This window comes from Moorena sp. SIO1F2, from assembly GCF_010672755.1.
Lineage (GTDB): Bacteria > Cyanobacteriota > Cyanobacteriia > Cyanobacteriales > Coleofasciculaceae > Moorena.
The window spans coordinates 1-12,323 of sequence record NZ_JAAHFV010000190.1 but is presented as its reverse complement, the minus strand read 5'-3'; the positions used below and the strand labels follow the sequence as shown (position 1 = coordinate 12,323).

Below are 12,323 nucleotides of genomic sequence, written 5' to 3'. Positions count from 1 at the left end.
CCATTAAGAAAATTAGCGCAATGCTTTTGGCATTGCTTTGTCGGCAACAACCATTAGTTAAAACTAATGCTATACCATCGTCCTATCTGCTTGTGAGTAGGTTTGTACAGGTTAAATGTTGCACAAGCAATCGGATATGCTTAGTTTTGGTGTATTAGTATTTTATTGAAACAACACAAGTGTCAATCTCTTCATCTACTTCCCCAGAAGTTAGCACACTCCAGAAAACTTTAGTTACTATCGTTATCGCCATCTCCCCTTTGGGAGTAATTGCTGCGATAGTAGTTATGTTCCTTGAGAAACTGAACGTCCAGCCTCTCGATATTGGTCTTTTTCTCGGGATGTACATCCTGAATTTTATCGGGATTACCGTCGGGTATCACAGGCTTTTTAGCCATCGTGCCTTTCAGACTGGACCATTTATAAGGGCATTCTTAGCCATTGCTGGATGTATGGCAGCTCAAGGACCAGTAACTAGCTGGGTTCACCATCATCGCTGCCATCATATTTACTCTGACCAAGACGGAGACACTCACTCACCCCATCTTCACCAGGGAGGATTTTGGGGATTTATCCAAGGGTTTTGGCATTCCCATATTGCTTGGATTGTGAATGTGGATTGGCAGCCTCCCTATAAGTATGCTCCTGACCTAATCAAGGACAAGCTGATCCGAAGAATAGACAACCTCTACGTCTTTTGGGTATTGCTTTCCCTGTTAATTCCTGGTTTCCTGGGTGGAGTCTTGACTGGTTCTGTATCAGGAGTCTTAGGTGGTTTAATCTGGGGCGGAGCATTTCGGATTTTTCTGGTCCGTCAAATCACCTTTTGTGTCAACTCAGTTTGCCACCTGTGGGGAAAAGAGCTGTTTACTACCTCTGATATGAGCAAGAACAATCCTATCGTCGCCATCTTGACCCTTGGTGAAGGGTGGCACAATAATCACCATGCTTTTCCCAACTCAGCAAGATTTGGACATTATTGGTGGCAACTTGACCTGGGTTGGTTCTTCATCCTGCTGCTTCAGCGCTTAGGACTAGCCTGGAATGTCAAATTACCATCAAAAGACGAACTGCAACCTAGAAGCATCTAATCCCAGGATTAAGAATTTCAGGTGAACTACCCCTCGCTGCGCACGCCCGCGAGGGGCTTTCTAATTCACGGGGGACTGTCTTGTAGACACTTGATAGATAATCTCTCTAGATGTTCCCTCCCCCTGTTAAACTAGAAAAGGCTATGTTGCTCAAAGCTAAGGTTGTAAAGCCTTGGAATTCAAGACCAAGCTGCGCTATGGTCGTGGCTAGGATGTCAAATCCAGGAGAAAAACATTAGTGCTAACACTTGGCGTAAATATTGACCATATTGCGACAATTCGTCAGGCACGGCGCACTGTAGAACCTGACCCAGTGGCAGCAGCGGTTTTGGCAGAGCTTGCTGGTGCGGATGGCATCACCGCACATCTAAGAGAGGACCGACGTCACATTCAACAGAGGGACATTGCTCTGTTGAGACAAACGGTGCGAACTCATCTGAATTTGGAAATGGCACCTACCGATGAAATGGTAGCGATCGCTCTAGAGGTTAAACCCGATTACGTTACCCTCGTACCAGAAAAACGAGAAGAAGTGACTACCGAGGGAGGGCTAGATGTAGCAGGGCAAATGCCTCGCCTTAGTGAGGTTGTAGCCCAGTTACAGAGCGCTGGTATTCCCGTTAGCTTATTTATAGACGCTGATCCTGCCCAAATCGATGCTTCTGCTCAAACAAAAGCTAAATTTATTGAGCTTCATACGGGGAGTTATGCAGAAGCTACTGATGAAGTCAGTCAGGCTAAAGAATTAAAAGTTTTGGCCTCCGGATGCCAACAAGCGATTGCTGCTGGCTTACGAGTCAATGCTGGTCATGGTCTTACCTACTGGAATGTTTACCCGGTTGCTTGTATCGAAGGTATGGAAGAACTCAATATTGGTCATAGCATCATTGCTCGGGCATCTCTGGTGGGTATAGAACGGGCGGTTAGAGAAATGAAACAAGCGATGCAAGGTAAATTTTGAGCTTTCCTCAGTAACTGAAACTATGCAAACTTACTACTACGTTTTAGCCAGTCAAAAGTTCCTTGAAGAAGAACCATTGGAGGAAGTACTTCGGGAACGTACCAGGCACTACCATGAACAGGAAAAAGAAATAGACTTTTGGTTAGTCAACCAGCCAGCATTCTTGGAAAGTTCCCAAATGTCCCAGGTCAAGCAGGAGTGTCCGCAACCAGCAACGGCGATCATTTCTACTAATCCTAAGTTCATCACTTGGTTAAAGCTGCGCCTAGAATTTGTCAAAACTGGTGAATTTCAGGCACCATCAGATAGTATCCCTGATCCTCTAGCGTCTCTGGCATCAGTTTGATGGTTAGTTTTTTGCTTCCAAGGCAGTGGCTATGGGTCTACTATCTAATCATCTATGACCAGGGAAACAATACAGTTTATTTTACAAATTGTCTCAATAGCACTGGCTGCTTTAGCTGGTGTCTTTGATTCAGTTTATGCTCAACCAATAGCTGCTCAATGCCAACCACCACAAAACGGTGAGTACATTTTGTTAGTGCTTAGCCGAATTAGGAAAAATCACGAACAAATTCAACGAATTTTACCAAGTAGCGCAAAAACGGATTTTTGTCAATATTTGGAAGACAGAGTAACTCGCGTTGGGGGTTTCAGAGGCATTAACGATGCTAAAGATTGGGCACGCTATCTGGATCAGGTAGTGGGATACTCAGCTTTTGTAGTTCAATCTCCACCGTCAAGCCAGCCTAATACTATACAGCCTACTAATAGAGGTTATACTCCTCAGGGATTGGGTGATGGTTATGCAGTTCTGGTGGACTACTTCAATCAACCAGAAGTGGCATCCCGACTAGAGCAACTACTGGGCGTCAATGTTGGCTTGGTTTCTTATGCTCAGCGACCTTACTTACTGACAGTACACACAACTAGTGAAACCCAAGCTAACTCAATCTTAAGGCGACTGAGCGCAGGGGGGTTTTGGGCAATGGTTGTTGATAGTCGCCGAGTTACCCTACTAAAACGTAAGGTGGTTCGCTTGTGAACTACCCCGACCTACTACTTTGTTCGCGTTCGCGCAGCGTCGGCTTTGCCGAAAGCGTGGCCTACGGCCAGGTCGGGGCTTCCAGCTTGGCCTTTGGCCACGCTACGCGAACACGGAAGAACGCCTCAACTTGGACGGACGTCCGCGTTTTGGTCTTACTTCTTCTCCACTGGCGTTGACCTCCCCCGTCCCAGAGGAGGATAGCATTCTGATCCCTTCTGCTCTAATATTCTTCGCCGCATTACCATCTCTGTCGTGATGAGTCCCGCAGCTGGGACAAGTCCATGTCCTTACATCTAATGGGAGCTCTTTGATTTTGTAATGACAATTAGAGCAGGTCTTAGAACTGGGGAACCACCTGTTTATCTCAACCAATACTTTTCCTTCTTTTTCACATTTATAGGAAAGAAAGTTTACAAAGGTTCCCCAGCCTAGATCAGAAATTGCTTTAGCTAGTTTATGGTTACGTTCGCGAAGCGTGCGCGTAGCGCACAGCATGCCCTTGACATTTAGGTTTTCGACTACCACTACTTGGTTGTTATCAACTATCTTTCTAGATAATTTGTGGAGGTAGTCTTGGCGGACATTTCCAATCTGTTCGTATATCTTAGCTACAATCTTTTTGGCTTTTCTGCGCCTGTTACTGCCCTTTTTCTTCCGGGCAGCAATACGTTGCTTTTTAGCTAGTTTCTTTTCGTATTTAGCTAGATGTTTGGGATTGCTGAACTTAGAGGTCTTTTCGCCGTCGTAGGTAATCGCAAAATCCTTGATACCCAAATCAATACCGATCGCGCAGCGGAGCCCCTTCGGGCTCATCGCTTTTAGCGGGTCCTTACGGACCATCACGTTCCCGTATTTAGACGGCTTTGTCCCATCTGATTCGTACTCCATTAGAACGGAAGCATAGTACTTTCCCGAAGGATTTATGCTAACCGTTACAGTTTTGATTTCCCCGTCCAATGGTCGATGAATTACTGCCTTAACAACTCCCAGTTTCCCTGGGAATTTAAGACAGTCGCCCACTTGTTTTACTTTCTGGGGATACTGTATCGATTGGCGATGATGATATGATTTGAACTTGGGGTATTTTGCTCTGCCTTGGCCTATTGGCCACGCTTACGCGAACAAAGAAATTTTGATATGCACGACTAAGATTGAGACTCACGGATTGTAATACCTGAGAATAACAATCTTTTAGCCATTCAGTCTCTTTTTCTTTTTTGAGTTTCGGCAACATGGAATTGAGTGCAGATTGTTTCAAGCCTTTGCCAGTTTCTTTATAGGTTTCTATGCACTGATTGAGAGCATAGTTCCACCACCAGCGAGCACAACCAAAGTGCTGAGCTAATATATGAACTTGCTCTTGGGTGGGATAAATCCTGACTTTTACGGCCTTATGTGTCACTGCATTTTCCTCTGTTTTCGACCTCTGTTACTATTATATATATTTCGCCTTAACGTGTCAAGCTAATTTCGTCCCCTCAAACTCCCCTACTCGTTAAATAGTCCCCTTTTAACTAGGTAATGGCAAATTACCAATTAACACGATCAATAAGCCGTTGCTGCTATGCAAGAAATAGCGATACCTAACACCAAACCAACAAGCACCTGAAAGGGTGTATGACCTAATAATTCCTTAAGGCGGTCTTCTTTCAACTCTTTGTCTTCGCTAAACAACTCATCGATAATTTGGTTGAGAATTCGAGCTTGCTTACCGGCAGCTTGCCGGACACCAGCAGCATCATACATGACTATGATCGCAAACACTAAAGCGATCGCAAACTCTGGAGAAGCCCATCCTACTGTTTGTCCTACACCAAATGCCAAGGCAGTGACGAAGGCTGAGTGAGAACTAGGCATTCCACCAGCAGTCATCAGTACCCGAAGATTAGGTTTGCGATTTTTGGTTAGATCAACCAAAAACTTAAATAGTTGAGCCACCAGACAAGCAATGAGCGCAACCAGCAACACCTGGTTGTTTAGGATGTCGCTAAAGTCCTGCATAATTATTTATTTTAAATTGGTCATTGGTCATCGATAACTCAGCATTGGGGAAACGATGAAGTATGAAGGATCAAGTATGAATTATGAAGTATGTTCCCTGGATAGCGTCCCTTCTATGGTATAATTAAGGATGAAGTTTGTTTTTGGTGTTCCTGTAGGCTAGGATTAAACACTTCATCCTTTAACTTTCGTTGGCCTTACCCCAATACCAAGTACCTTAATGAGTGCGATTCACAATAAAGTCAGCGATCGCAATCAGGGGTTGAGCCTTTTCCCCAAAGGATTCCATTTGAGCTTTTGCCTCATTCACCAGCTCCTGGGCTTTTGTTTTTGATGCCTCTAGCCCCAAGAGACTAGGATAAGTTGCCTTTTGTGCTTTAACATCCTTACCTGCTGTTTTACCCAGTTCCTCCTGAGTAGCAGTGATATCTAGGATGTCATCGACAATTTGAAATGCTAAACCAATATTTTGGGCATATTTGGAAAGCTTTTGTAAGTTAGTTGTCGTTGCCCCTGCCAATATTCCACCACAAACTACACAGGCTTCTAGCAAAGCACCAGTTTTATGAGTATGGATAAAGGTGAGGGTTTCTTCTTTAATATCCAACTTACCTTCTGATTCGAGATCAAGCACTTGACCCCCAACCAATCCCGATGCCCCGACTGCTCTACCCAACCAAGCAACTACCTGCAAAACTTGGGGAGCTGGTACATTTTTAGTTTGAGCCGCCGCATATTCAAATGCATAAGCTAATAAACCATCACCTGCGAGAATGGCAATGTCCTCACCAAAAACTTTGTGGTTAGTTAGTTTACCCCGACGGTAATCGTCATTGTCCATTGCTGGTAGGTCATCATGAATCAATGACATGGTATGGATCATTTCCAGAGCGCAGGAGGTTGGCATTGCCATTTCCACCGTGCCACCCATCAGCTCACAGGTAGCTAGGCACAGAATCGGGCGCAAGCGTTTACCTCCAGCCAAAAGAGAATAACGCATTGCCTCGTAAATTTTGTCGGGCTCCATTCGGGGCAGAGCCTGGTCTAAAGCTGACTCAATTAGAGCTTTTCGCTCTTTTAAGTAAGTTACTAAGTCTAAACTTGGGGATTCCCTCTTGGGGGTAGGTCGCCCCTCCGTCGCTACCATGCCTTGATTCCTTGATTATCTGATTCCTCTAACAATTTTACGGGGCTGGGGGTCTTCTTGAAACTCCCTTGTCTAATTCTCCTGCTTCTCGTTTGATGGACAAAACTCTTTACTGATGGTATTTACGATTGTCGAGTTGTGAAATTTATCAGTAGCGCTAAACTAAAGTCTATCCCTGTCAATCCCCACATTTAATATGTTCTTAAACAAAAAACACAGATTTTTAATATTTTTATATCTTATAGCTTTAAGTTTTTTTAATTAGTTCTTTTGTTGACCTAGCCTCCTGTGAATTTAAATGATTTTAGTCATAAACAAAGGTTCAATAGACTCTTGTCAATCTTCACCAGAGCAAAACTGTTCAAGAATACCTCTTTGTATAACTAAGGATTGTATTATTTAGTAGCATAGCCACTGTCATCGGTCCGACGCCACCAGGGACAGGGGTAATATATCGGGCAGTTTCCTGAACAGAGTCAAAGTGGACATCTCCCACAAGACGAGATTTTTCTTGTTGATCACTAACGCGATTGATACCAACATCAATTACAACAGCACCTGGTTTTACCATGTCACTGGTAATCAGTTGAGGTCGTCCCACAGCTGCTACCAAAATATCAGCTCGACGTGTCAGCTCCCCCAGATCTTGGGTGCGCGAATGAGCAATTGTTACTGTAGCGTTGGCTTCTAGTAGCATCAGTGCCAGGGGTTTACCTACTAAAATACTACGTCCTACCACTACTGTCTTTTGACCAGACAAATTAATCTGGTACTCTTGCAACAGGTGCATTATCCCTGCTGGTGTACAGCTACGTAAACCAGGCTCTCCCCTGAGCAGACGACCTAGATTAACAGGGTGTAATCCATCAACATCTTTATCCGGATGGATTTGGTGCAGTAATGAAACAGCATCTAGGTGGTCGGGTAAGGGCAGCTGGACCAGAATTCCATCTACACGCTGATCTTGATTGAGGGCGTTAATGGCTTGCTCGAGTTCTGCTTGGGACGTGTTACTGGGAAAATGACGACCAAAAGAAGCAATGCCCACTTTAGCACAGGCACGCTCTTTATTACGAACATAGGCAGCGCTAGCCGGGTTGTCACCTACCATCAACACTGCTAATCCAGGTGGTCGTCCATGTTTCAACGTCAGCTTCTGTGTCTGTTCTTGCAGCTGGGTCTGAATTTTTTTAGCTATGGTCTTACCATCGAGTATGTTGGTCATTGGTCAATTGGGTTAAACAGTGTAGACGGGTGTACAGATGCTGCCTATTAAAACATTGTAGATGCCGACTTACTCTAGGCTGGGGAACGAACATTCAAGTTTCAACCTACTTCCTTTTTTACTCCTCCAACTAAACGGGCAAGGGGTCTCCCGTTATAATCTCCGATTTAACGGGAGGGGAATTGCCCGACAGCGTCTGGAAGTTCTCAACAGATCGTAAGTTGTACAATAGCATTGTGATATTAACGTACTGCTACAAAATCAAACCAAGTCCCGAACAGATAGCCATCATGGAAAGGTGGCTTGAATTGTTGCGTCGTCACTGGAACTATGCTCTAGGGCAACGACTTGATTGGCTCAATCGGACTCGTTCCCCGATTGATAGATGTAGCTTAATCAGTGAGCCGATCGGTGAGATCCCAGAACCGGTTAACTATTACACTCAACAAGCGGCTCTCAAGGAAACTAAGCGACTGTTTCCTGAGTACAAGCAAATCTATGCAGAAACTCAGCAAGTCAACTTGCAACGACTCAATAAAGCGTGGGATAGATGGAGGAAGCCTGACGCTAATGGTAAACGTGGTGGTAGACCTCGATTCAAGAAAGCAGGAGAACTTCGATCGCGCAGCGTGACCAAAGGTCAATCATTCGTTTTTCCTAGGATCAATAGTTCAAAGGCGGGAGCACACCTGGCTGATGGGATCTTAAAACTAAGCCGAATTGGGTCAATACCTGTGGTAATGCATCGGTCATTACCCATTGGCTTTACCCTTAAGCAATGCACTATTGTCAAGAAGGCCGATGGCTGGTATTGCTGTATCTCAATGAAAGATGATACAGTTCCCGAACTTTTGCCTATTGGCTCTGTCAAGTCTGCCGTCGGAATTGATGTTGGGCTAGAAAAGTTTTTGACTACTTCCGATGGCGAGGCGGTACCTATCCCGCAGTTTTACAGAAAAGCTCAGGATAAGCTGGCTCAAGCTCAAAAAGCAATGTCGCGCCGTGTATTGGGCTCTAATAACTGGAAAAAAGCCAAGCACAAAGTCGCCTTAATGCACCTTTATCTGACTCGTTGTCGGAAAGAGTTTCATTATCAGGTTGCTCATTGGTTGTGCGGTAAGTACGACCTAATTTCTCACGAAAATTTAAACATCAAAGGGCTGGCTCGAACTAGGTTAGCAAAGTCAATAAATGATGCAGCTTGGGGAGCTTTTTTGGAGATATTACAAGCAGTGGCGGTCAAACGCGGTTTGTTAGTCCAGGAAGTCAACCCACGAGGTACAAGCATTGAGTGTTTTAATTGCGGTTCCAGGGCCCTTGAAAAGTTTAAGCGATCGCGTTCATTGTTGTTCGAGCTGTAATATCAAAATCGATTCGGCGAAGCCGACGCTGCGCGAACGTGATTGGAACAGTGGTATCAACATTTTGAATCGTGGATTATTGGCGGTTGGACTGCCGCTCAATGGCTGCGGTAAATCAATACAGGATATTGAGGAACAGCAAGTCTCATTTGTGAATTTGAGAAGCCCACATCATAATCTTTGATTTGATGTGGGAGTAGTCACACAGAGTTCATTGGCAACTGACAACTGAAAACATCATAGGATTTCAATATGCCAACTAAGTATTGGTCAACTCTTTTACCGTTTTGGGTTTTACTTGTAGGAGCCGGGACTGTTGGCTGTAGTCCCTTAGCCCATAATGGCATTCATCAGCTTAATATTAGCTACCCTGGTGTAAAGGTCACAAAAATCCTTGATATACCACAAAATCAGAATACTATCGATACAGTTTACCTTCGGGGTAAAGTTACTAATCAAGCACCACTTTTAGATGCGAATGCTTATGAACTCCAAGATGCCACTAGTACCATTTGGGTAGTCTCTCAGGGAACTTTGCCCAATATCGGTGATCAAGTCTTGATCCAAGGTAAGCCTCAATTTCAAAGCATTCCCATTGCTGGACAAGATTTGGGTGAATTATTTATTCAAGAGCTTGAGCAGCTACAACGGCAAGTCTATCAACCTAAGTCCCCCTTACTTCCAGCACCAACAGATGAGCAGTAAGCAAGTTCAAGTAGCGATCGCTATTCTCTATCGGCAAGGTCAGTTCCTGATGCAGCTACGGGACAATATTCCTGGTATTCTTTACCCTGGTTTGTGGGGTTTATTTGGGGGACACATCGAACCCGGAGAAACCCCAATCGAAGCTCTCAGGCGGGAATTGGTGGAAGAAATTAGCTATGCGCTACCCTCAGCATCTTTGTTTGGCCATTATCCTGAACCCCATGTGTTCCGTCATGTTTTTGCAGTACCCCTGACCGTGGAACTCTCACAGTTGGTCTTAGGGGAAGGCTGGGATATGGGGTTGTTGACTCCTGAGCAGATTCGCCAGGGCGAGTCTTATTCTGCCAAGGCTGGTCAGGTGCGACCCCTTGGTCCTGCTCATCAGCGTATTCTACTGGATTTTTTGGAGAAGGGATCCAGCTTGGTATAAGCTACTTTAAACCGGACACCTGGGCAAGAACAACCAGATAACCTACCCTAAACCGAACGCCAAAGGCGAACAAAACAACTGGATAACCTTGAACCTTCAACCCTTCACGGACAGCACAGCATTATCAAGAATGCTTGTTGTCCTTTTTGTTATCTTGGAGATTTTTCTGCACAACCGCCACTGAAATGCGTTCGCGTAGCGTGACCTACGGTCAATCGCTTTTTAGTAGTCGCTGATTTGATGTTAACGATTGATGAATTGCAATTTGATGGCTCTTCCGTACTTGTTATGCTAAATAAACACTTTGGCAAAGGGAGCAGGGAGCAGGGAGCAGGGAGCAGGGTAAAGAGGCAGTATTCAGAAAATTTTATTAGTTAAATTGCCTTATAACCCTTATTCAGCAAGCTTTATGAGTTTTTTTAACTGGAAATTTAGCATAGTAGGTACTGAAGAACTAATTTGATTAAATAATTAATCCCCAAAATGGGCGTTATTGGTACTTCAGTTCCCCCATATACGCAATAGTTGTCCGCAATAGTTGGCCTTGAGGCATGTGACTCTAAACGGAACAGGATCGAGTCATGGAATTAGAGCTAGGTCGTGTGTCGGTGACATACCCAAGTACACGAAGTTGACAGATCTGAGACATTATCAAAATGGATTTTTTGGCCTCCCCACCTGCTCCTGATCCGTTTTTGTCAGTCAACCAGGCTTGCATGTCTCCCCAGGTACCTCATAATTATGCAAACAGTCGTAAGTTTGTAAAGATTTGATGATGATTTCGAGCTCCCTATAATTATATTCCGGTTTTTGATAAGTTTGAAATACTGACAAAGAAATAGTCAGTACAAAACTATAAAGCCTACTCGTGAACAGTGGGACAGTATGCGCCTGCCAGATATAAATCTGCCTGAAAAGGCGAACGGGTCTAGGGCTGGAATCTGAACCAGAAGCCGAAGTGCTTCTGAAAGGATAGCGATGCCAAAATGTCTGGCGTTACTGAATCAGGGTATGAATTTAGATTTTGAGACTTTGCAGTGCAAGGTCTATACAAGGCTTTTGCTTATTCAACTAATCAATTTTATACTTCAAATCAGCAACGTCAAATGTTTCCAATAATCTCCCTGTTTCTAGCCAGGAGAGGTCAATAAAGTATTCACCAATACCATAAAAATCAAGTTGTTATTTAATCTTACTTAATATGAATAGAAACATTTTCAACAATCATGCATCAACAACTGGAGCAAACAGAACACTAAAGAACTTTCCCCTAAAACTACTAACTTTGTGTTTTGCTTTTATTTCTGGTACAACAACAGCACAAGCTGTTACACTCAATTTGGTTGCTAGTGGTCTTGATAATCCACGAGATCTTACCGTAGGGCCAGATGGGGCTCTATATGTTACAGAGGCTGGTACGGGGGGAGATGGTGCCTGTGTTCCGTCACCAAGTGTGCAAGGTGCAGAAATCTGTTATGGTCCAACAGGTGCAGTTACCAAGATTGAGAATGGAATGCAGCAACGGGTCATTACTGGACTCCCATCCTTAGCACTTCCTGATGGAGTTGAAGCTACTGGTCCCCAGGATATCGCATTCGATCTGGATGGCAATGCTTATGTAATCAATGGTTTTGCTGGTGATCCTACCTTACGGGATACAGTAGTCAATATTCCTGACTTTGGACACTTACTTACTCTTGACTTTGACACAAATTCATGGACTAGAACGGCAGATTTGGCGAAGTATGAAGAGGAAAATAATCCAGATCAAGGTGATTTAGTAAGTAACCCTTTTTCTTTTGTTATTGACAATGGAAATGCTTTAATCATCGACTCCGGGGCAAACGATATACTTAGCGTAGGACTTGATGGTAGTAATTTGACCACAAATACTATATTTGAAAGTCGCCCTTTTGAAAATCCAATTTTTCCTTTTCCTGATGGACCACCTGAGATTTCATTGCAATCAGTTCCTACAGGAATTGCAATTAGTCCAGATGGAACCATATATGTGGTTGACTTCACGGGATTTCCTTATCCAGAAGGTGAGGCTCGTATTTATACACTTGGACTAGATAACGAACCAATATTTTTTGCTGATGGCTTTACGAATCTGATTGATATAGCTTTTGATTCTCAAAATAATCTATATGTTTTAGAATATTCTACTGAATCAGCCTGGAAAAATCCACCAGCACCAGGTTCTATCATCAAAATAACTCCTGATGGAAAGCGTACAACTATTGCTAGTGTGCAAGGACGTAGTGTAACGAAGTAGGTGACTGATACGGTTCAATGTAATCTTCTCGGTAAAACAATTCTTGTTTTTGCTGTTTCACGGTAAAAGTCTGAAG

The 12,323-nt window shown here is 43.9% G+C and carries 10 protein-coding genes and 2 pseudogenes; 8 read left to right on the top strand and 4 right to left on the bottom strand.

What is annotated here, in order from left to right; translation table 11 throughout:
- Positions 1-179 precede the first annotated feature (179 nt).
- The 4 genes from F6J94_RS20685 (at position 180) to F6J94_RS20670 (ending at position 3,097) form a co-directional block, all read left to right on the top strand.
- The gene (locus F6J94_RS20685) at positions 180-1,091 is read left to right on the top strand and encodes an acyl-CoA desaturase (protein WP_293017933.1); all 912 of its coding nucleotides are present in this window, start codon (positions 180-182) and stop codon (positions 1,089-1,091) included.
- A 238-nt stretch (positions 1,092-1,329) separates the two neighbouring features.
- A complete protein-coding gene (locus F6J94_RS20680; RefSeq protein ID WP_293043811.1) occupies positions 1,330-2,052 on the top strand; it encodes a pyridoxine 5'-phosphate synthase in 723 nt (240 codons plus the stop codon).
- Positions 2,053-2,074: 22 nt separating this feature from the next.
- On the top strand, positions 2,075-2,398 hold the full coding sequence (locus F6J94_RS20675) for an MgPME-cyclase complex family protein (protein ID WP_075903987.1): 324 nt from the start codon (positions 2,075-2,077) through the stop codon (positions 2,396-2,398).
- A 54-nt stretch (positions 2,399-2,452) separates the two neighbouring features.
- Entirely contained in the window at positions 2,453-3,097 is a 645-nt protein-coding gene (locus tag F6J94_RS20670; RefSeq protein WP_293043809.1) for a hypothetical protein, read from the top strand.
- A 102-nt stretch (positions 3,098-3,199) separates the two neighbouring features.
- Here F6J94_RS20670 and F6J94_RS20665 read toward each other — a convergent pair.
- The 4 genes and pseudogenes from F6J94_RS20665 to folD all read right to left on the bottom strand — a co-directional run bounded on the left by F6J94_RS20665 (position 3,200) and on the right by folD (position 7,473).
- Positions 3,200-4,502, bottom strand: a pseudogene (locus F6J94_RS20665) (RNA-guided endonuclease InsQ/TnpB family protein).
- A 143-nt stretch (positions 4,503-4,645) separates the two neighbouring features.
- Positions 4,646-5,101, bottom strand: a complete 456-nt coding sequence (locus tag F6J94_RS20660) for a divergent PAP2 family protein (RefSeq protein ID WP_293017938.1) — start codon at positions 5,099-5,101, stop codon at positions 4,646-4,648.
- 217 nt (positions 5,102-5,318) lie between these two features.
- Positions 5,319-6,248: a geranylgeranyl diphosphate synthase CrtE gene (gene crtE / locus F6J94_RS20655; protein WP_293043807.1), complete on the bottom strand. Its 930-nt coding sequence runs from the start codon at positions 6,246-6,248 to the stop codon at positions 5,319-5,321.
- Between the two features lie 361 nt (positions 6,249-6,609).
- Entirely contained in the window at positions 6,610-7,473 is an 864-nt protein-coding gene (gene folD / locus F6J94_RS20650) for a bifunctional methylenetetrahydrofolate dehydrogenase/methenyltetrahydrofolate cyclohydrolase FolD (protein ID WP_293043805.1), read from the bottom strand.
- Between the two features lie 290 nt (positions 7,474-7,763).
- On the opposite strand from folD, the pseudogene F6J94_RS20645 reads away from it, so the two are divergent.
- The 4 genes and pseudogenes from F6J94_RS20645 to F6J94_RS20630 all read left to right on the top strand — a co-directional run bounded on the left by F6J94_RS20645 (position 7,764) and on the right by F6J94_RS20630 (position 12,247).
- Positions 7,764-9,018: pseudogene (locus F6J94_RS20645) on the top strand (RNA-guided endonuclease InsQ/TnpB family protein).
- Positions 9,019-9,086: 68 nt separating this feature from the next.
- Complete coding sequence (locus F6J94_RS20640; protein ID WP_075903920.1) at positions 9,087-9,539, top strand: hypothetical protein; 453 nt, start codon at positions 9,087-9,089, stop codon at positions 9,537-9,539.
- Positions 9,529-9,969, top strand: coding sequence for an NUDIX hydrolase (locus F6J94_RS20635; protein WP_293043802.1), 441 nt, complete (start codon positions 9,529-9,531; stop codon positions 9,967-9,969). Before F6J94_RS20640 ends, F6J94_RS20635 begins: the two co-directional genes overlap by 11 nt.
- Before the next feature lie 1,201 nt (positions 9,970-11,170).
- On the top strand, positions 11,171-12,247 hold the full coding sequence (locus F6J94_RS20630) for a ScyD/ScyE family protein (protein ID WP_293043800.1): 1,077 nt from the start codon (positions 11,171-11,173) through the stop codon (positions 12,245-12,247).
- Positions 12,248-12,323 lie beyond the last annotated feature (76 nt).